This window comes from Mesorhizobium sp. WSM4807 (assembly GCF_055811615.1).
In genome coordinates this window covers 468543-489182 of record NZ_JBVVQY010000001.1, presented here as the reverse complement: position 1 = coordinate 489182, position 20640 = coordinate 468543, and the positions used below count along the sequence as shown (strand labels likewise).

17 protein-coding genes are annotated in these 20640 nt (G+C 63.1%); 4 read left to right on the top strand and 13 right to left on the bottom strand.

Features of this window, described 5'->3' with window-relative positions; translation table 11 throughout:
* On the bottom strand, window positions 1-602 hold a 602-nt coding region (locus tag AC0L3N_RS02280), incomplete at its 3' end, for a LysR family transcriptional regulator (RefSeq protein ID WP_473545250.1).
* Between the two features lie 274 nt (window positions 603-876).
* Between AC0L3N_RS02280 and AC0L3N_RS02275 the strand changes: the two genes are divergently transcribed.
* Genes AC0L3N_RS02275 through AC0L3N_RS02265 form a run of 3 tightly spaced genes read left to right on the top strand, consistent with a single transcriptional unit; the run spans window position 877 to window position 5488 of the window.
* On the top strand, window positions 877-3810 hold the full coding sequence (locus AC0L3N_RS02275; protein ID WP_473545248.1) for a molybdopterin oxidoreductase family protein: 2934 nt from the start codon (window positions 877-879) through the stop codon (window positions 3808-3810).
* On the top strand, window positions 3807-4541 hold the full coding sequence (locus AC0L3N_RS02270) for a 4Fe-4S dicluster domain-containing protein (protein WP_473545246.1): 735 nt from the start codon (window positions 3807-3809) through the stop codon (window positions 4539-4541). The genes AC0L3N_RS02275 and AC0L3N_RS02270 overlap by 4 nt, the downstream gene beginning before the upstream one ends.
* Window positions 4542-4552: 11 nt before the next feature.
* Window positions 4553-5488 carry a dimethyl sulfoxide reductase anchor subunit family protein gene (locus AC0L3N_RS02265; protein ID WP_473545244.1) on the top strand — a complete coding sequence of 312 codons (936 nt, stop codon included), beginning with the start codon at window positions 4553-4555 and terminating at the stop codon, window positions 5486-5488.
* Window positions 5489-5494: 6 nt separating this feature from the next.
* Here the strand turns inward: AC0L3N_RS02265 and pdeM are convergent, their stop codons facing one another.
* The 5 genes from pdeM to AC0L3N_RS02240 form a co-directional block, all read right to left on the bottom strand.
* Entirely contained in the window at window positions 5495-6208 is a 714-nt protein-coding gene (pdeM, locus tag AC0L3N_RS02260) for a ligase-associated DNA damage response endonuclease PdeM (protein WP_473483783.1), read from the bottom strand.
* 1 nt (window position 6209) lies between these two features.
* Entirely contained in the window at window positions 6210-8741 is a 2532-nt protein-coding gene (locus tag AC0L3N_RS02255; protein ID WP_473545242.1) for a ligase-associated DNA damage response DEXH box helicase, read from the bottom strand.
* Window positions 8742-8839: 98 nt separating this feature from the next.
* Window positions 8840-9700: a C40 family peptidase gene (locus tag AC0L3N_RS02250; protein ID WP_473545240.1), complete on the bottom strand. Its 861-nt coding sequence runs from the start codon at window positions 9698-9700 to the stop codon at window positions 8840-8842.
* A gap of 30 nt (window positions 9701-9730) precedes the next feature.
* Entirely contained in the window at window positions 9731-10081 is a 351-nt protein-coding gene (locus tag AC0L3N_RS02245) for a MarR family winged helix-turn-helix transcriptional regulator (protein ID WP_095493569.1), read from the bottom strand.
* 70 nt (window positions 10082-10151) lie between these two features.
* On the bottom strand, window positions 10152-11516 hold the full coding sequence (locus AC0L3N_RS02240) for a leucyl aminopeptidase family protein (protein WP_473545238.1): 1365 nt from the start codon (window positions 11514-11516) through the stop codon (window positions 10152-10154).
* A 123-nt stretch (window positions 11517-11639) separates the two neighbouring features.
* On the opposite strand from AC0L3N_RS02240, the gene AC0L3N_RS02235 reads away from it, so the two are divergent.
* Window positions 11640-12461, top strand: a complete 822-nt coding sequence (locus AC0L3N_RS02235) for a tetratricopeptide repeat protein (RefSeq protein ID WP_473545293.1) — start codon at window positions 11640-11642, stop codon at window positions 12459-12461.
* A 109-nt stretch (window positions 12462-12570) separates the two neighbouring features.
* On the opposite strand, the gene AC0L3N_RS02230 is transcribed toward AC0L3N_RS02235, so the two are convergent.
* The 7 genes from AC0L3N_RS02230 to cpaB are packed head-to-tail and all read right to left on the bottom strand — an operon-like array spanning window position 12571 to window position 20601.
* Window positions 12571-13587 carry a type II secretion system F family protein gene (locus AC0L3N_RS02230; protein ID WP_123146545.1) on the bottom strand — a complete coding sequence of 339 codons (1017 nt, stop codon included), beginning with the start codon at window positions 13585-13587 and terminating at the stop codon, window positions 12571-12573.
* 12 nt (window positions 13588-13599) lie between these two features.
* A complete protein-coding gene (locus tag AC0L3N_RS02225; RefSeq protein ID WP_473545236.1) occupies window positions 13600-14613 on the bottom strand; it encodes a type II secretion system F family protein in 1014 nt (337 codons plus the stop codon).
* Between the two features lie 29 nt (window positions 14614-14642).
* Complete coding sequence (locus tag AC0L3N_RS02220; RefSeq protein ID WP_473545234.1) at window positions 14643-16151, bottom strand: CpaF family protein; 1509 nt, start codon at window positions 16149-16151, stop codon at window positions 14643-14645.
* A 29-nt stretch (window positions 16152-16180) separates the two neighbouring features.
* The gene (locus AC0L3N_RS02215) at window positions 16181-17464 is read right to left on the bottom strand and encodes a CpaE/TadZ family protein (RefSeq protein WP_473545232.1); all 1284 of its coding nucleotides are present in this window, start codon (window positions 17462-17464) and stop codon (window positions 16181-16183) included.
* Window positions 17465-17498: 34 nt separating this feature from the next.
* Complete coding sequence (locus AC0L3N_RS02210) at window positions 17499-18236, bottom strand: CpaD family pilus assembly protein (protein WP_473545230.1); 738 nt, start codon at window positions 18234-18236, stop codon at window positions 17499-17501.
* A 14-nt stretch (window positions 18237-18250) separates the two neighbouring features.
* Window positions 18251-19792 carry a type II and III secretion system protein family protein gene (locus AC0L3N_RS02205; RefSeq protein WP_473545228.1) on the bottom strand — a complete coding sequence of 514 codons (1542 nt, stop codon included), beginning with the start codon at window positions 19790-19792 and terminating at the stop codon, window positions 18251-18253.
* On the bottom strand, window positions 19789-20601 hold the full coding sequence (gene cpaB / locus AC0L3N_RS02200; protein ID WP_473545227.1) for a Flp pilus assembly protein CpaB: 813 nt from the start codon (window positions 20599-20601) through the stop codon (window positions 19789-19791). The genes AC0L3N_RS02205 and cpaB overlap by 4 nt, the downstream gene beginning before the upstream one ends.
* Window positions 20602-20640 lie beyond the last annotated feature (39 nt).

Genomic DNA, 20640 nt, shown 5'->3' with positions numbered 1-20640 from the left:
CGGGTGCCCGACCCGCCCTCCCTGATGATCCAGCGGAGTTCGCTGATATCGGGATGCCCGCGCGAGACTTCAGCGATCTCGGGATGCGAAGGCGCCACGACCAGCATCAGGCGATCCACATCGACCTTGGCGCGCCGCAATATGTCCGAATCGGTGCGCCCCTCGACCAGGCCAAAATCAGCCGTACCGTCCAGTACGGTGGTCTCAACCTGCCTGGTGTTGCCGATGGTCACGCTCAGCCTGACGGCGGGATAGGCCTCGTGGAAGGAGGCCAGCCGGCGCGGCAGCCAGTAGCTGGCGATGGTTTGGCTGGCGGCGATGGAAAGGCTGCCGGTGATCGTCTGCGAGACGTGCTCCAGCACGTCGTGGGCGGCAGTCGCCCGTTCAAGCACGGCCTTGGCCTCGGGCAGGAACCGGCGCCCGGTCTGCGCCAGCTCGATGTTGCGACCGACCCGGTTGAACAGCTGGACGCCATGCTGCTGTTCGAGCGAGCGGATGGCGGCCGAGGCGGCCGATTGGGAAATACCCAGCAGCTCGGCTGCCTTGGTCATGTGTCCTCGTTCGGCGACAGCAACGAAGATCCGCAGTTGGTCCAGGGTCATGAGAGAATTAAGAAAGAAAATCGATTGGAATTACAAGAGCAACTTGTTAGACAGATCGATCGTTTTGTTCTAAGTTTTTGCAGGAAATTGGAAAAATATCGCGGCCAGTCCGCAAAAGGCAGAAAGTGATCAGGCGCTTCAAATCCCTGTTTTCCCATTGGACGCGCAGCTTGCGGCGGCGGCTCACTGGCAACGGCTATCATCCGGAAGAGCATTACATGCGCGGCCCCGGGCCGAAAACGCGAGCCAAATACTCGGACCACAAAAGCAGATCATGAGCCACGGACCGCTGCGCGGCGCCAATTCCGCACCGTCCCAACGGTCGCTTGCCGACACGCGCGCGCCCGACGAGGGCGATGGCGTCGATACTTCGCCCGATATCTCCGACAGCATCGCCAAGACCACCTGCTACATGTGCGCCTGCCGGTGCGGCATCGACGTCCACATCAAGGACGGCAAGGTCCGCTACATCAACGGCAACAAGGACCATCCGGTCAATCGCGGCGTGCTGTGCGGCAAGGGCAGTGCCGGCATCATGCAGCACTACAGTCCGGCCCGGTTGAAGAAACCATTGCTGCGCACAGGTCCGCGCGGCTCGGGAGAATTTCGTGAGATCGAGTGGGAGGAGGCTTTCTCAATCGCGACGGAACGACTTTCGAAAATCCGCCGGACCGATCCGAAGAAACTCGCCTTCTTCACCGGGCGCGATCAGTCGCAATCGTTGACCGGCTGGTGGGCGAGCCAGTTCGGCACGCCGAATTTCGCCGCCCATGGCGGCTTCTGCTCGGTCAATATGGCGGCCGGCGGGCTCTATACGATCGGCGGTTCGTTCTGGGAGTTCGGCGAACCCGACTGGGACAACACGAGATACTTCATGCTGTTCGGCGTTGCCGAGGACCATGATTCCAATCCGATCAAGATCGGTCTCGGCAAGCTCAAGGCGCGCGGCGCCAAGGTGGTCTCGATCAATCCGTGCCGCACCGGCTACAACGCCATTGCCGATGACTGGATCGGCATCCGGCCCGGTACCGACGGACTGTTCGTGTTAGCCCTCATCCATGAACTGCTGAAGGCCGGCCGCGTCGATCTCGATTATTTGCTGCGCTACACCAATGCTCATGTCCTCGTCATCCAGGAGCCGAATGCCGCCGACGACGGGCTGTTCGCACGCGACGGTAACGGCAATCCGCTGGCCTGGGACAGGGTGGCGAAAGTGCCCGTCAGCGTCACCGATACCGACGCAAAGCCGGCGCTGACCGGCAACTTCCAGGTCGATGGCCGCCGCTGCGTTCCGGTCTTCCAGCTCGTTGCCGACCGCTATCTGCAGGAGAGCTATTCTCCCGATGCGGTCGCCGAACGCTGCGGCGTCCCCGCCGACACCATCCGCCGGACCGCCGCCGAACTGGCGCATGTCGCCTTCGAACAGGCGATCGAACTGCCGGTGGCGTGGACCGACTGGGCCGGCCGCCGGCATGAGACGATCAAGGGCCGGCCGGTGTCGATGCACGCGATGCGCGGCATCTCGGCCCATTCGAACGGGTTTCATAGCTGCCGCGCCATCCACCTGCTCCAAGTACTCCTGGGTACGGTGGACGTGCCCGGCGGATTTCGCTTCAAGCCGCCCTATCCGCGGTCGGCGCCGCCGGGGCCGAAGCCGGCGGGCAAGGACGTCAGGCCGATGACGCCGCTCGAAGGCATGCCGCTTGGATTCGTCTGCGGCCCGGACGATCTGCTGGTCGACGACGTCGGCACGCCGATCCGTATCGACAAGGCCTATTCCTGGGATGCGCCGCTGGCAGCACACGGGCTCATGCACACGGTCATCCGTAATGCCTGGGCCGGCGATCCTTACAGGATCGATACGCTAATGATGTACATGTCCAACATGGCCTGGAACTCGTCGATGAACACCGTCGAGACGATGGCGATGCTGACCGACAGCGACGAGGCCGGAAACTACAAGATCCCCTTCATCATCTATTCCGACGCCTATTATTCCGAGACCGTGCCGTTCGCCGATCTCGTGCTTCCCGACACCACCTATCTCGAGCGTCACGACTGCATCAGCCTGCTCGATCGGCCGATCAGCCATGCCGACGGCCCGGGCGACGCCATCCGCCATCCCGTCGTCGAGCCGGATCGTGATGTCAGGCCGTTCCAGACGGTGCTGATCGAGCTCGGCGCGCGCCTCGGCCTGCCCGGCTTCGTCGACGACGACGGCTCGGCCAAATACCGCGACTATGCCGATTACATCGTCAATCATGAGCGCACGCCGGGCATCGGCCCGCTCGCCGGCTGGCGCGGCAAGGACGGAACCTCGATCGGCAAAGGCGAGGCCAATCCTGATCAGCTTCAGCGCTACATCGACAATGGCGGCTTCTGGCACCATGATTTTGCGGACGACCAGCGCTACTACAAAATGGCCAACCGCTCCTATCTCGACTTCGCCGAGAACATGGGCTTCATCCCGAAAGCCGAGCCGATCGTCTTCCAGCTCTATTCGGAACCGATTCAGCGGTTTCGCCTCGCCGCGCGCGGCCATGGGCGGGTGCTGCCGCCGGAGGCGGAGCGCAGCCGCATCGAGACCTATATGGACCCGCTGCCGTTCTGGTACACGCCCTTCGAGGAGGCGGCTGTCGACCTCGAGAAATACCCGCTGCACGCACTGACGCAGCGGCCGATGCACATGTATCATTCCTGGGGCTCGCAGAACGCCTGGCTCAGGCAGATCACCAGCCAGAACCGGCTGTTCGTGCACAACCGGACCGCCGCCGGCCTCGGCCTTGTCGACGATGACTGGGTGTGGATCGAGAGCATCAACGGCAAGGTCAAGGGACAGATCAAGCTGGTCGACGGCGTTAACGCGGATACGGTTTGGACCTGGAACGCCATCGGCAAACGGCGCGGCAGCTGGGGGCTGAAGGACGACGCCGCCGAATCCAACCGCGGTTTCCTGCTCAATCACATTATCGGCGACCAGACCTCTGCCGATGCCAATGGTAAACGCTACTCGAATTCCGACCCGGTCACCGGCCAGGCGGCATGGTTCGACCTGCGTGTCCGCATCGTCAAATGCGCGGCTGAAGAAGCCGGCTTCACCGAACCGCAGTTCGAGCGCTTCCGGCAGCCGCCGCATTTCGAACCCTCGCCCGACAAGCTCAGTTTCGGCGCCGAGTTTCGCCGGGAAAGAGAAGCCGCCAGATCATGACCTGTCTCCCCGCCCATACCGACAAAAAGCTCGGCCTCGTCATCGACCTTGACACCTGCGTCGGTTGCCAGGCCTGCGTTACCGCCTGCAAAGAATGGAACACCGGCGGCCACATGGCGCCGCTGACCGACATCGATCCCTACGGCGGCGATGCCGACGGGGTCTGGTTCAACCGCGTGCACAGCTATGAGCACATCACGGAGATGGGCGGGCGCACGGTCAATTTCCCACGCTCCTGCCTGCATTGCGAGACGCCGGCCTGCGTCACCGTCTGCCCGACCGGAGCCTCCTACAAACGAGCCTCGGACGGCATCGTGCTGGTCGACGAGGACAAGTGCATCGGCTGCAAATTGTGCAGCTGGGCCTGCCCCTATGGCGCCCGCGAATTCGACACCGATGTCGGCGTGATGAAGAAATGTACGTTGTGCGTCGACCGCATCTATAACGACAATCTGGCTGAAGAAGATCGGGTGCCGGCCTGCGTCGCCGCCTGTCCAACCAGCGCGCGGCATTTTGGCGATCTCGGCGACCCGGCGTCGGCGATCTCGCAACTGGTGGCCGAGCGCGGCGGTGTCGACCTGATGCCCGAACTCGGCTATCACCCGACCAACAAATATTTGCCGCCGCGCGCCCACACGCAGCGTGCGGCATCGGTGCCGGCGCTGGCGCTCGAACCGGTGCGGGCCGAAGGCGGTTTCCTCGGCTGGGTCGACCGCATGCTTTCGCACTGACCAGCGCCTCCATGCATCCAGCCTTCTCCGTCGTCTTTTTCACCACCGCCACCGGCGCCGGTTACGGCCTGCTTGCGCTGCTCGGCGTGCTGGCCGGTCTGGGGTTCGTCCCGCCCGATTTCTGGCTCGGCGTCGTCGGCATGGGCCTGGCGTTCGGCCTGATCTCGGCCGGCCTGTTGTCGTCGGCCCGCCATCTCGGCCGGCCCGAACGTGCCTGGCGGGCATTCTCGCAATGGCGCAGTTCGTGGCTGTCACGCGAAGGCATTGCGTCGGTCGCGACCTTCGTGCCGGCGGGACTGTTCGCCATCGGCTGGGTGTTCCTCGGCCGCACAAACGGCTGGGTGGCCGTCGCCGGGCTGCTGGCTGCGGTCGGCGCGGTCGCCACCGTCTGCACCACCGGCATGATCTATGCATCGCTGAAGCCGATCGCCCAGTGGCACAGCCGCTTCACTCTGCCCGGCTATCTGATCTTTTCAGCGATGAGCGGCAGCGTGCTTCTCAACGCGCTGCTGCAGGGTTTCGCCCTCGGCTCGACCATCCTTCTGGCAGCTTGCGTGCTGCTGACGTTGCTCGGCTGGGGCTGGAAGCTGGCAACCTGGCGATACAATGACGGGCTGGAAATCCCGACCAACGCCAACACCGCGACCGGGCTTGCCGGCGGTACGGTGCGGTCGCTGGAATGGCCGCACACCGAGGAAAACTATCTGCTCAAGGAGATGGGCTTTCGCGTCGCGCGCAAGCACAAGGCGCGGCTGCGCCAGATCACGCAAGTGCTGGCCTTCGCCGCGCCCGTCTTGCTGCTGATTGCCGCGTTCGCCTTGCCATGGCCCTATGCGGCGGTGCTGTCGGCAATAGCAGCAATCGTCCAATTCGCCGGCATGCTGGTCGAACGCTGGCTGTTCTTCGCCGAAGCCAAGCACACCGTTACCCTCTACTACGGCAGGTAGACCAGCTCAGCCTGGCCGCAGCATCGCGTGGGAAATCGCGAAGATGCGCTCAGCGCCGAGCATATAGGCCATCAGCGTTTCGCGGCGGAACAGCCCGGCATAGGCGCGGTCGAGCACATTAAGCGAGCCGGTATAGGCGCCGAAGGCCGGCATGATCATGCGGCCGCCGTCACCGGCAAAGCAGCGCCGCCGCACCGAGCGGCCGCGCTGCACGATGCGGGCGCAAGGGTGCAGATGGCCGGCGACCTCGCCCTCCACCCTCACCGCCGAAGGCTCGTGCCGGAATACGAGAGAGCCTACGGCCAGCTCGCGCACCGTCTCGCCGGGCAGGTCGGCTGGCGCATCCGGGTCGTGATTGCCGGCGACCCAGAACCAGTCGCGGCCAGCCATCAGCCCTTCCAACCGTTCGCGAAAGCTCGAATGCATGCGCTCGGCGCCGCCGCCATCATGAAAGCTGTCGCCGAGGCTGATGACGATCGCCGGCTGATAATCGGCAATCACTGCCTGCAATCGGAGCAAAGTCGCGCCCGTATCGTAAGGCGGGATCAGCGCGCCGCGTCGTGCCAGGGACGAGCCCTTTTCCAGATGCAGGTCCGACACCGCCAGAAGCCGAAGCTCCGGGAAATAGAGCACGCCGCGCGGATCACAGACCGCGCGCTCATCAGCGATGCCGACCCGGTCGGCCTCCGCGAATGCCGATGCCCTCGCCGCGAAATTCATATCAAACCAAGCTCATTCCTGGACCCATGGCCTCCTCGACCAGATCCGCCGCCTCCATCAGCAGCGTCTCGTTGGCGCCGCCATTCACCGATTCCTTGCCGATCTCCAGCATGATCGGCACGGCCAACGGCGAAATCTGCTCAAGATGCTTATGCACGATTCGACCGCGGACACGCGAGAGCATCTCGGCAAGTCTGCTGACATCGAGCAGGCCGGCCGACGCATCCGTCCGCGTCGCCTGCAGCAGTATATGGTCCGGTTCGTGACTGCGCAGCACGTCGTAGATCAGGTCGGCCGACACCGTCACTTGCCGCCCGCTCTTCTCCTGCCCTGGGAAACGCTTCTCGATCAGTCCGGCGATTACAGCGCAGGTGCGGAAGGTGCGCTTCAGCATCCAGCTGTCGTTCAGCCAGGCTTCGAGATCGTCGCCCAGCATGTCTTCATCGAGCAGGGCAGTCAGAGAAGGCTTCTTTGCCTTGAAAAGCGAGGCCATGTCATCCAGCGCCCAGACGGCCAGCGAATAGTCGGTGGCGACAAAGCCGAGCGGCCGCGCGCCTGCCCGCTCCAGCCGCCGCGTCAGCAGCATGCCGAGCGTCTGGTGCGCGAGCCGGCCTTCGAACGGATAGGCGATCATGTAGTGCCGGTTGCCGCGCGGAAAGGTCTCGACCAGCAGGTCACCGCGCTTCGGCAGCACCGATTTTTCCTTCTGCAACCTCAGCCAGTCGGCGACCTGTTCGGGCAGCGCCTGCCAGCGATTGGAATCGGCCAGCATGCCGCGCACCTGGTCGGCGAGATAGGTCGACAGCGGGAACTTTCCGCCGGCATAGGACGGTACGATGATGCGGGCGCCGGCGCCATTGGAGACGATGCACTCGTTCTCACGAATGCCCTCGAAGCGCAGCACCTTGCCGCCGAACATGAAATTGTCGCCGGGGCGCAGCGTCTCGGCGAAATACTCCTCGATCTTGCCGAGCACCGGCCCGCCGCGGCCGGCAAGGCCACGCCCTTGCCTGACATAGCGCACATTCAGCTCCGGCATCTCGACGATGGTGCCGACATTCAGCCGGTACTGCTGGGCGATGCGCGGATGCGAGACGCGCCACAGCCCACCGCTTGTCTTTCGGATGCGAGCGTAGCGATCGTAACTCTTGAGCGCGTAGCCCCCGGTGGCGACGAAATCGATGACACGGTCGAAGGTTGCGCGCTCCAGCTCGGCATAGGGCGCGGCACCGCGCACCTCCTCGAATAAAAAGTCGGCGTCAAAGGGTGCCGCGCAGGCGCTGCCCAGCACGTGCTGCGACAGCACGTCGAGCCCGCCATTGACAAGCGGCGGCGTGTCCTGGGCGCCGAGATAGTTGGCGTCGAGCGCCGCCCGGCATTCCAGCACCTCGAAGCGGTTGGCCGGGATCAGGATCGCCTTGGACGGCTCGTCCATGCGGTGGTTGGCGCGGCCGATACGCTGCGCCAGCCGGCTCGCGCCCTTCGGCGCGCCGACATGCACGACCAGATCGACGTCGCCCCAGTCGATACCGAGATCAAGCGTAGAAGTGGCGACGATGGCGCGCAGTGCATTCTCGCCCATCGCCTTTTCGACCCGCCGGCGCTGACCGACATCGAGCGAGCCGTGATGCAGGGCGATCGGCAGCGAGTCCTCGTTTGCCCGCCACAGCTCCTGGAACAGCAGCTCTGCCTGGCTGCGTGTGTTGACGAACAGGAGCGTCGTGCGATGGCGCTGGATCGCCTCGTAGATTTCGGGAATGGCGTAGCGGGCCGAGTGTCCGGACCACGGCACGTGCTGTTCTGAATCGAGGATGGAGATGTCGGGCTTGGCGCCGCCGGCAACGGTGATCAGACCTGCCATCGCGCTGGGTGGATTCTGGCTTACCAGCCAACGGCGCAAGTCGTCGGGCTCGGCGACCGTTGCCGACAGGCCGATCGTCTGCAGGCCGGGTACGAAGCTGCGCAGCCGCGCCAGCCCGAGCGCCAGAAGATGCCCGCGTTTCGACGTCACCAGTGAATGCAGTTCATCGAGCACGACATAGTGCAGGTCCTCGAAGAAGCGCCTGGCGTCGGGCGCCGCAATCAGCAGCGCCAGCTGCTCGGGCGTGGTCAGGAGAATGTCGGGCGGCACCAGCTTTTGCCGCTGGCGCTTGTGCGCCGGCGTGTCGCCGGTGCGAGTCTCGATGGTAACCGACAGGCCGATTTCTTCCACCGGCCTGCCGAGATTGCGCTCGATATCGACGGCCAGCGCCTTCAGCGGCGAGATATAGAGCGTATGGATGCCGCGATGAGCCTGTCCCGGCCTTCTCCTTGGCCGGCCTGCCAGCTCGGTCAACGAGGGCAAGAATCCGGCCAGCGTCTTGCCGGCGCCGGTCGGCGCGATCAGCAAAACCGACTGCCCGGCCCGGGCCCTTGCCAGCAGCTCGATCTGATGGGCGCGCGGCGACCAACCTTTTTCCGCGAACCATTTGAGGAATGGCTCGGGCAAGTGCACGGCGGCATTCTGATCGGCAAGGCGCGGCTGCTCTGTCACCTGCCAGAGGTAGCGCGGCGGCGCGCAATCGCCAAGAAGAATCAGAACAAAAGGTGATCGAAGCGCCTGCCCCTCGCTTGAGAAGGGCCGCTGTGGCGCTACGGCCGGCGAAACCCTGTCGGGCCGCCATAGAGGTAGCCGATGCGGGCGACAGCGTCCTTGAACCCTTCACGCGAGACCAGCATGGTGTGGCCGTTCGCATGGATCATCGTTTCTGGGTCGGTCATGACAGCGACATGGCCTTTCCAGAACACCAGGTCGCCGCGCCGCAACCCGGCAAAGTCCGGACCCGGGTCGAGCGGCTCACCTATGGTCGCCGCCTGCATGTCGGAATCGCGCAGCACTTGCCTGCCGGCCATGTGCATCGCCAGTTGCACGAGGCCGGAGCAATCGATGCCGAAGCCGGTGGCGCCGCCCCACAGATAGGGCGTGCCGAGAAAAGCCTCCGCGACCGCGACATAGTCAGCGGCTGGTTCGTTCAACGGCCGCAAATGACCCGATATGAGCGCCTCGCCGGACGGCAGCAGCGCATAGTGCGTGCCGCGCGTTTCTGTCGCGCCCGCCACCGTCACCGCCGATCCCATCGACAGGTGCCCGCTCAGCGGAAGCCGCAAATCCGGTCCGGGATAGAGGAAAGTGCGCGGCACGGAGACGATATGGGTTGGCGCATGGTCCCGCGCGCTTAGCACGGTGTCGGCGACATAGCCGACATAGCCGTCGCGTTCGGCCTGGATCCAGGCCCAGCCCTCAGCGTCTTCGAAGACGAGGACATCGTCGCCGAACAGGGCTTGCGTGTTGACGCCGGCATCCGGCCGCGGCGCCTTGCGGATATCGGCCACTGCGGCTGAAACCCGCGCTGGCCGCCCGGCGACAAAGCGATCGGCGGCGACCTCGCCTTTCAGCCTGGCATCGGCGAGATCGGAACGGAAGGCGTGAAGGCGGGCATCCCTGGCGGTCAAATCGGCAACTCGTTCAGAAGGGCGTTTCGGTCAGATGGGCAATTCCTGGGCTCTGGCGATGATAACATCGCCGAAGCGCTCGACAAAGAGAGCACCTTCTACGGTTCGCTTGACCAGCACGTTGCGCTTGTCGAGTTCATCGCGATGGCGCGACACCAGCTTCATCGCGCCCATTGTGTCGAGCGCGCGGGTGATCACCGGCTTGGTGACATTGAGGCGGGCGGCGAGCCCGCGCACCGTGTGCGGCGGCGGATCGAGATAGATGGTGAACAGGATCGCTGTCTGGCGCATGGTGAGGTCCGGTGCGTCGTCGCGCACCTGAGACAGCATCACCTGCTGCCACAGTCGCAAGGCCTGGCTCGGGCGCATCGAAATCGACATCCGGCCAGCATGGCGGAAAATTGTTTCGGTTCCGTTTCAGTCTCGATACCTTCCTGTCGGACCGCTAGCGTCAAGCGTAGCGTTTCGAGATGACCCTTTCGAGCGCGCGGATGCCTTGCGCCTCGCCGCCGACGAGACCGTACGGACGATCGGACGGATTCCAGGCGAAGATGTCAAAATGCGCCCAAGCGGCGGCCCTCTCAACGAAGCGCTTCAGGAATAGCGCCGCAGTGATCGAGCCGGCGAAACCGTCTGACGTGACATTGTTGATGTCGGCGATCTTCGACGACAACTTTGCGTCATAGGGTTTCCACAGCGGCATGCGCCACAGAGGATCCTCGACTGCGACAGAGGCCGCCGTCAGGTCGGACGCCAGCGCTTCATCGCCGGTGTAGAAAGGCGGCAGATCGGGGCCGAGCGCGACGCGCGCAGCCCCGGTCAAGGTCGCCATGTCGATCAGCAGCTGCGGCTCGTCGTCGTCTGCCAGCGCCAAAGCGTCCGCCAGCACCAGCCGTCCCTCGGCGTCGGTGTTGCCGATCTCGACGGTGATGCCCTTGCGGCTCACCAGCACGTCGCCGGGCCGGAAGGCGTTGCCGGCGATCGAATTCTCGACCGCCGGGATCAGCACACGCAGCCGGACTTTCAGCCCGGCGGCCATGATCATCGAAGCGAGGCCCAATACGTTGGCCGCGCCACCCATGTCCTTCTTCATCAGGAGCATGCCCGAGGACGGCTTGATGTCGAGGCCACCGGTGTCGAAGCAGACGCCCTTGCCGACCAGCGTCACCTTCGGGGCGTTCTTCGGTCCCCATGTCATGTCGATCAGCCGCGGCGCACCGACGGAAGCGCGGCCGACGGCATGGATCATCGGAAAGTTGTACTTGAGCAGATCGTCGCCCTTGGTCACCGACACTTCGGCCTTGTACGTCCTGGCCAGCGTCCGCACCGCTTGCTCCAGCTGTTCAGGTCCCATGTCGCTGGTCGGCGTGTTGACCAGATCGCGCGTCAGGAAGACACCTTCGGCAGTTCGTCGAACACGCGCCGCATCGGCGCCGGACGGCAGCGAAAAACGCAGCGCCTTGCCGGGTTTTTTGCCGTAGCGGGTGAAGACATAGCCGCCGAGCGCCAGTGCGACGGCCACCAATTCCGGTTCGGCGGGTGCCGAGGCGAAATGCCAGTCGCCTTCGGGCAAGGCTCTCGCCAGCGCACCGATGGCAAGCGCGCCTTCGCCATCGCCCGTGCCGAACAGGGCGCCGGCAAGCGCGCCGTTTTCGTCGGGTACAATCAGCGTCCTGCCGGCCTCACCGGAAAAGCCGTTGGCCTTGGCCCAGGCGAGCGAGGACGAGGCAAGGCCCGCTGAATCCAGTCTATCCTTCGCCACCAGGTGAACCGGCAGCGTGGTCTTCAGTTTTCCCTCGATGAGTTCGACTGGCATTCGATGGCCTCCGGGTTCTGAGTCGGCGCTTTTTTAACTGTCCGTTAGGGTTAACAGAATATTTCTGCGGGAGGGAAGATGGCCATGCAATGGCCACGTACACGAATGGAGGCCCTGGTGCAGATGCCGACCAACCGCATGACGAACGCCACGGGGAAGCGGCTGATCACCACGGCGCTCATAATAGCGCTCGCTGCAAGCGTTGCAGGCTGCGGGACCAGCAAGTTGACAACCGGCTCGATCGGACGCACCAGCGGCAAACCCTTGGAAACCATGTCGACCGGCGAGTTGCACAAGGCGACGATCGCGCTCGGTCAGTCCTACGCCAAGAACCCCAACGACAAGCGGATCGCGACGAATTATGCCGCGGCACTGCAAATGGATGGAGACGCCGACCAATCGCTCGCCGTGATGCGCAAACTGGCGATCGCCCTGCCGAAGGACCGCGACGTCCTCGCCGCCTATGGCAAGGCACTGGCCGCCAATGGGCAGTTCGAGCCGGCGCTCGACGCGGTGCGCCGCGCGCAGACACCGGAATATCCCGACTGGAAGCTGGTGTCGGCGGAAGCGGCGATTCTCGACCAGCTTGGCCAGAGAGACGAGGCGCGCCAGAATTACCGCAAGGCGCTTGACCTCAAGCCGAACGAACCTTCGATCCTTTCAAATCTCGGCATGTCCTATGTGCTGGAAGGTGATCTGCGCACGGCCGAAACCTATATGCGCTCGGCCGCCCAGCAGCCGAACGCCGACAGCCGCGTCCGCCAGAACCTGGCGTTGGTCGTCGGCCTGCAGGGCCGCTTCGACGAGGCCGAGAAAATCGCCTCGCAGGAGCTCTCGCCCGACCAGGCGCAGGCGAACGTAGCTTACCTTCGCCAGATGCTCGCCCAGCAGAACGCCTGGAGCCAGCTCAAGGACCAGGACAAGGCAAAGCCTGCCACCAACTAACTACGCCGGCCTTGCTTCGAACCGGCCAGTTCCCTCAATTCATCACATGCCGGAAATACAAAGCCGCGGTGCATCAGCATCGCGGCTTTCGCATGTATTGTCGCCTTGGCTATTGGCTGCTCGATGTCGGCTGGTCGCCGAAGATGCCGCGCTGGCTCACCTGGATGCCGGCGGGGCCCAGGATGATGGCGAACAGCACCGGCAGGAAGAACAGAATCATTGGCACGGTGAGCTTCGGCGGCAAGGCCGCGGCCTTCTTCTCGGCAGCGTTCATGCGCATGTCGCGGCTTTCGCCGGCAAGCACGCGCAGCGCGTGCGCCACCGGCGTGCCGTAGCGCTCGGCCTGGACCAGCGCCTGCGACACCGACTTAACCGATTCCAGGCCGGTGCGGCTTGCAAGGTTTTCGTAAGCCTGCTTGCGTTCCTGCAAGTAGGAAAGCTCGGCATTGGTCAGGATGAACTCTTCGGCAAGTGCCACCGATTGCGTGCCGATCTCGTCCGCGACCTTGCGAAACGCCGCCTCCACCGACATGCCGGATTCGACGCAGATCAGCATCAGATCGAGCGCGTCCGGCCACGCCATCTGGATCGATTGCTTGCGCTTGGTGGCGCGGTTGTTGACATAGAGCACCGGCGCGTAAAAACCGGCATAGGCGACGACGATACACACGAACAATTTGATGAGAGGCGGCTGCTCCGGCAAACCCCCGAGCACGAACAGATACATCGCTGCCAGGGCAAAGCCGACAAAGGGCAGGACCAGACGGAAGAAAAGGAAACGCGTCAGCGGATTCTGCCCGCGAAAGCCAGCCACCTTGAGTTTCTGCAAGGTGCCTTCATCGGCCAAGGCGCGCCTCAGGTCCAGCCGATCGACAATATTGCGCATGCCTATCGACTGTTCCTCGCGCAGGCCCTTGCGGCGGCGATCGGCCTCGACGGCAAGCCGCGCACGCTGCTTGGCGCGCAATTCGTCGCGCTCCAGCGCCACGGATTTCATGCGCGCCTTGAGTTGGTTTCCGCCAAAAGCAGGCAGCAGCGTGAAGACGGTCGCAAATACCGCGATGCCGACCAGCAAGGCAATCAGGAACGCCGGGTCGGTAAGGGTCTTGACGACGTTCTCAGTCATACGCTCGAAATCCTAAACTTCGAAGTTCATCATCTTGCGCATCACCAGGATGCCGATCGACATCCAGGCCGCCGAGCAGCCGAGGATCAGATTGCCGACGCTGGTGGTGAACAGAGGCATGATGTAGTTCGGGCTTGTCAGGTAGACGAGAAAGGCGACAACGAACGGCAACGCGCCGATGATCACGGCGGACGCCTTCGCTTCCATGGACAGCGCCTGGACCTTGGCCTTCATTTTCTTGCGGTCGCGAAGCACGCGCGAAAGATTGCCCAGCGCCTCGGAAAGATTGCCGCCGGCCTGGGACTGGATCTGGATGACGATGCCGAAGAAGCTCGCTTCCGTGCACGGCATCGTTTCGGCCATACGCATGCTGGCGTCGGGGATCGACAGCCCCATCTGCTGCGAATCGACGATGCGGCGGAACTCGGTCTTGACCGGTTCAGGGGCTTCGTTGGCGATCAGGCGGACGGCGTCGTTCAGCGGCAGGCCGGATTTGACTGCACGCACGATGATGTCGAGCGCGTTCGGAAATTCGTTGAGGAACGCCTTCACCCGGCGGGCGCGGCAAAACGAGACGAACCAGCGTGGCAGGCCGAGGACGCCGACCAGCAGCGCACCGGGCAAGACATAAAGCGGCGCGCCGGTAAAATAGGCAAGAAACGTCAGGACGACGCCGCAAACCGCCGAGTAGAGATAGAAGCGCTCAAGCGACATCTTCATGCCCGCCTGGCGAATCTGGGCCTTCAGTGGCGGCTTTTTGACGACACTCTGGTTGGTTTTTTGCTTCTGTTCGAGGTCCTTCAGTGAATCCTGAACCGATTTGCGCCGCTTGGCCGCTTCCGCCACGCGATCGCGCGAGGCCTTGACGACGGCGCCATCCGTCTCGGCGGTCTTGATCGTTTCAAGCCGCCTGCCGACTTGCTTCTCGGTGCTGATCTGGTTGAACAGAAAAGCATAGGCCACCGCGCCGGCGCTGAAGCCGGCGAGCACGATGAATGCCAATACGGTGCCGTCAATCCCGAACATCGATCTTGGCCCCTACGCCTCCAAATGCATCAGTCAGCGCGTTTCTCCATCGCTTCGAGCGCGTTGGCGAGGCGCTGTTCCTCGCCATAGTAGCGGGCGCGGTCCCAGAAATGCGGGCGCCCAATACCTGTCGACACGTGCTCACCCAGCAGCCTGCCATTCACGTCCTCGCCCTTTATGTTGTAGAGGACGATGTCCTGCGTGATGATGACGTCGCCCTCCATTCCAATCACCTCGGTGATGTGGGTGATGCGCCGCGATCCGTCGCGCAGGCGTGCGGCCTGAATGATCACGTCCACGGAACCGACGACGATTTCACGGACGGTTTTCTGCGGAAGCGTAAAGCCGCCCATCGCGATCATCGATTCGATACGGTTCAGGCATTCGCGCGGGCTGTTCGAGTGGATCGTGCCCATCGAGCCGTCGTGACCGGTGTTCATCGCCTGCAGAAGATCGAACACCTCAGGTCCGCGCACTTCGCCGACGATGATGCGCTCGGGCCGCATGCGCAGGCAGTTCTTGACCAGGTCGCGCATGGTCACCTCGCCCTCACCCTCGAGGTTGGGCGGGCGGGTTTCCAGACGTACGACATGCGGCTGCTGCAGTTGCAGCTCGGCCGAGTCCTCACAGGTGATGACGCGCTCCTCGCGGTCGATGTAATTGGTCAGGCAGTTGAGCAGCGTGGTCTTGCCCGAACCGGTACCGCCCGAAATGACGATGTTGCAGCGGACGCGTCCAATGATCTTTAGAATCTCGGCGCCGTGCGGCGAAATGGCGCCGAACTTGACCAGCTGGTCGAGTGTCAGCTTGTCCTTCTTGAACTTGCGGATGGTGAGCGCGGTGCCGTCGATGGCGAGCGGCGGCGCGATGACGTTGACGCGGGAGCCATCGGGAAGGCGTGCGTCGCAGATCGGGCTCGATTCATCGACGCGGCGACCAACCTGGCTGACGATGCGCTGACAGATGTTGAGGAGCTGCTGATTGTCGCGGAAACGGATGCCGGTCTGCTCGACCTTGCCGTTGACCTCGATGTAGACGTTCTTGGAACCATTGACCATGATGTCGGCGATTTCGTCGCGGGCGAGCAATGGTTCCAGCGGCCCGTAACCCAGCACGTCATTGCAGATGTCCTCGAGCAGTTCTTCCTGCTCGGCGATCGACATCGCGAAATTCTTGATCGCGATGATGTCGTTGACGATGTCGCGGATTTCCTCGCGTGCGCTTTCGGGATCGAGCTTGGCGAGCTGCGACAGGTCGATCGTGTCAATGAGCGCGGAAAAAACCTGGCTCTTGGTATCGTAGTAGGTTTCGCTCTTTTGGCGCTGGACCTTTTTCGGCTCCGGCGCCAATGGCGGTGCCTCGACCGCACGGCGTGCAGGCGGCGCAGCAAACGCGCCAAGCGACGTCGGCGGTGCGGGCTTGGCAAGAACCGACGATTCTGCAGAGTTTGCCGCCGCCGGCGTGGCAGGCGCAGGTGCCGGCTGACGGAATTCCGGGGTGAACCGGCTGCCGTCGTCGCTGCCTCTTTTACCAAACATGATCGACTACCAATCCCGCTCCGAAAGCATCACTTCTTGCTGCGCGAGAGCTTGCCAAGGAGATTGCCGAGGCCCGCTTTCTTTCTTGCCTTGATTTCGCTGCGCCCGGTCAGCACATGCGCAATCTCGTTGATCGTGCCGACAACCGGGTTCTTGGCATCCATTTCGCCGAGCATGCGCCCGTTGTTGGCGGCGTTTCCGAACAGCAGCGGCTCGAAGGGAATAACCGACATCGGCGACAGGCCGAGCGAGTCGGCGAAGTCGGATGACGCAATCTCCGGACGCTTTGGCACGCCGGCCTGATTGATGATCAGCTTCGGCGGTGGATCGTTCGGGCGAAGCCGCTTGAACATGTCGACCAGATTCTTGGTGTTGCGCAGATTGGCCAGTTCCGGCGTCGCCGTGATCACAATCTCGTCGGCCTTGACCAGTATGCTCTTGGTCCAGCCTGTCCAGACGTGCGGAACATCGAGCACCAGAAGCGGCACGCTGCGCTGCGCCGTGTCGATAAGCTGCGTGAAAGCGTCGGGATCGAAATCGTAGACCCGCTCGAGCGTTGAAGGCGCTGCAAGCAGCGACAGATGCTGGGCGCACTGGGCAAGCAGCCGATCGAGATAGACCTCGTCGATGCGCTCCGGTGAGAAAACCGCTTCGGCAATGCCTTGCGCCGGATCCTGATCGAAATTGATGTTGGCCGTTCCGAAAGCCAGGTCCAGATCGGCGACAACCACTTCGGACTTGAACAGCGACGACATCGCCCAAGCCACATTGTGGGCAATGGTCGAGGAGCCGACGCCACCCTTGGCGCCGATGAAGGCAATCGAGCGGCCGATCGGCTCGGCTTCCGGATCAACGAAAATCGACGATATCACGCTGACGATATCGGCCATCGACACCGGCGCGATTACATATTCGGAAATGCCGGAGCGGATGAGCTCGCGATAAAGCCCGACATCATTGTAGTGGCCGATGACCACGACCTTCGAGGTCGGATCGCAATATTCGGAGAGCTGCGTGAGCTGCTCCAGCAATTGCGTCGGCTCGCTGCGCGATTCCAGCAGGATCAGGTTCGGCGTCGGCGCCGATTGATAGAATTCGATGGCGGTGGCGACGCCGCCCATATGAACCTTCAGATGGGCCTTCGCCATGCGACGATCTTCGCCGGCGCGCTCGACAGGATTGGCAACGCCATCGGTCTCGCAAAATGCCTGAATCGAGATGCGCGGAATCGGCCGCAACGCCTGCATGGCGGCGATATCCTGCTGCGAGATTTCGCCGCCATCTATCCCTGTGTCGTAGGCAAGATTGCTCATCGTCATTTCTTTCCGTGACTTGTGCGGCTCGAGCTCAATAATCAACTTCCGAATTGCCGAGGAATTCGTCCGAAATGCTTCTGTTTTGATACACGTCGATCACATTCTCCCGATTTTTCGGTTCGATATCGGAAGGCTTGCGCGGCCCGAGCAGATCGGTCGGATTGGCCATCTGGGCGGCAAGATTGTTCTGATACGAACAGCCGAAATCGGCATAGTGCTTGTTTTCCGAGGTCTGCAGCAGGTCTTCGGGCCAGCGCCCGCATCTGTCGGTCTGCGCCTTCACCGAGACATAGGCGACGCGGATCGGCGCGGACGCTTCGGCCGAAACCGACTGGTAGGTGGTGATGACGATCCGGTTCCGGCTGATGCCGCTGGCAATCGCAAGTCTGGCGAAATCGCGACCGGCCGCGGTCGCGGCGATCTCGTTGGCCGAACCGCTCGGGATCGAGATCGTCAGGGTCGGAGCGGCGCTCTTGTCGTATCCATCCAGGAAGCCCACAAGTGTGTCGCGCTGAGAGCCGGTCATACCGTAATCGCCGGCGCCGACCGGAAGGTCGATCTTCAGGTTCTTCTCAGCAATCACGATCGGATGGGTGGTGCGATAATCGTCCGGAACAGCGCCGACCGTGATGCTGTCCCGGTTGGCGCAGCCCGCCAGCAATGCCGCGACCGCAACCGCGAGGACCGGAAGGACCGGCCGATAGATCCGCGAACGGCCGGACCGCACCGCTGCGGTGATCATCCTTGCCTTCGACGCTGACTGAGACATGTCCGCTTCCCCGCTTACTTGTAGATGAAGCCGACAACGCCGTGGTAACGGCCGTTGGGCTTGTCGGTCTGCATGGTGCCGTAGACGCGATTGACACGGCCAAGGAACATGCCGGCGCCATCGCTGGCGGCGTTGAAATTGTCATCCGGCTTGGCAAGAGCGTTGCGCGTCACCGGCTTCACCAGGTAAGGCGTGATGATGATGACCAGCTCGGTCTCGTTGCGGACGAAGTCCCGGCTGCGGAACAGCGTGCCAAGCACTGGGATCTTGGTCAGCCCGGGCAGCCCGGCGACCGCCTGCCGGATGTCGTCCCGAACCAGGCCGGCGATCATCATCGAACCGCCGGAAGGCAGTTCAACGGTCGTGTCTGCCAGTCGCTTTCGGATCGACAGCAAAGTGGTGCCGGGCAAGTCACCGGCCGCTTCGAGCACTGTGGCGCCTTCCGTCGTAGGCTCCGAAACCGACGTCCTCACCTTAAGGCTGATGCGGCCCGCCGAGAGCACGACAGGCTGGAATTCAAGGCCAATTCCATATTCGAGCTTTTCATTGTTGTAAGTAACCTGGCCCGTTATATTGTCCTCTGAAACGTTACTCGTTCGGCTTGTGATGAGATTGAATTCGCCGCCGACTTTGAATGTCGCTTTTTCGCCCGAAACCGCGGTCAGCGTCGGCTCGGCGAGTGTCTTCATGACGCCGCTCTGCTCCATGGCATTGATATACGCCTGAAGTCCGTTTCCGAGCGCATCACCCAACTGTAAGTTGGAGTACTGCGAAATCGGTTTGCCCAGGCCATAAGGAGGAGAACTCATCGCGCCGAAGGAGAAGCCGTTGCTGCTGCCGTTGCCGATCAGGTTGACGCCGAGCTGCTTCATCACCGAGCGGCTGACTTCCGCGACCGTCACCTTGAGCGTCACCTGGTCGTCGCCGATGATCTGCAGCAGGTTGACGATCTGGCTGACGCGACGCTCGGAATCCGGGTTGTCGATGTCGACACCGGCTTCGGCCGAGCCGCCGGAGGCGGTCTGCGAATACTGTCCGGTGGTCGCTTCACCGCCGGACACGAAGATGGTGGCCAGATCGACCGCGCGCTTGGCATCCAGGGGAGTGTCCACGGTTCCGGTCAGGACGACGTTGTCGTTCAGCAATTCGACCGTGATGGCTGATGATGGGATGAAGCGTCTGATATAGTCTTCCAGTCCAGCAACGTCGCGCTCGACCGCCAGATCCAGGCTGACGATCTGTTCGCCATTGGGGCCGAAGACGAAGATGTTGGTGTCGCCCACCGCCTTTCCGAACAGATAGATGCGCCTGGCGGTGCGGGTCACCGCATCGGCGACCGCCGGGTTGGCGACGAGAATATCATAGGCATCGCTAGGCAGGTCGATGACCACCGATTTGTTAAGACCGAGCTTGACGCGCTGGGTGGCGGTCGAAGCCGACACCTCGGCGTTCCTGCCTGCCGCATTCGCCTCGAGGAGGCCATGTGCATTCGATCCAAGCAGGAACAGGCCGATTGCCGCAGCCAGTGTGACCGGCAGTCCAGCGTTTAGCCTCATTGCCTTGCTCCCACTTCGGAAACTTCGCCCGACTTGATCAATCGCACCGTGCCGCGCCGGCCATTGCCGGAAACGAGATAGTCGGCCTCGCCCAGATTCTTCTCCTGGGTGTCGGTGATCGACCGCAGCGCCAATGTCAGGCGATCCGCCATCTGCTGGGCGACGGTGATGATTTCCGCCTGCTGCGGTGTCAGTTCCAGGGTGGCGGTCTGGCCGACCCTGGTGCGCTTGCCTTCCTCGTCCTCCTGGATGGTCTGGTCGATTGCCAGGACGCGAATGTTCTTGAGGATGGTCTCGGTCGTAAAGCCGCTGCCGCCGCCTGCCGCATCGGCTCTGCGGGTCATGATGACGTCGACGAAATCGTTGGGAAGTATGAAGCCGCCGGCCGAAGTGTCGGCCGATACGGCTGTGGCGACGGCCCGCATGCCGGAGGGCAGGATCGACGACATGAAGCTCTGTCCCTCGCCGATCAACTTGGAGCGCCGCAGCGGCTCACCGGCATACATCGCCACACGGGCGATGCCGCCTTTCAGCTTCTCCAACGCATCGGGCTCCGCGGCGCGGGTGATGAAATTCGCGTTGACGCCGTCGGCCGGCCAGGACTGCCAGCTGATGTTGTTGTCGAGCGGACTGCCCATCGGAACGTCGCCGGACAGGACCAGCACGTCCTGCAGCGCGATTGCCGGCGCCTCGGGGCCGGAATCGACGATTTGAGGTGGCGGCGCCGTGGCCATGTTTTTTGCGACATATCCTGCGCCACCTGCCGCGGCCACCGCCACGCCCAGAATGATCAGTCGGGATGCTGGCATCTGTCCGAACCTTGTCTTGGCAAATCCACGTAGCCAAGC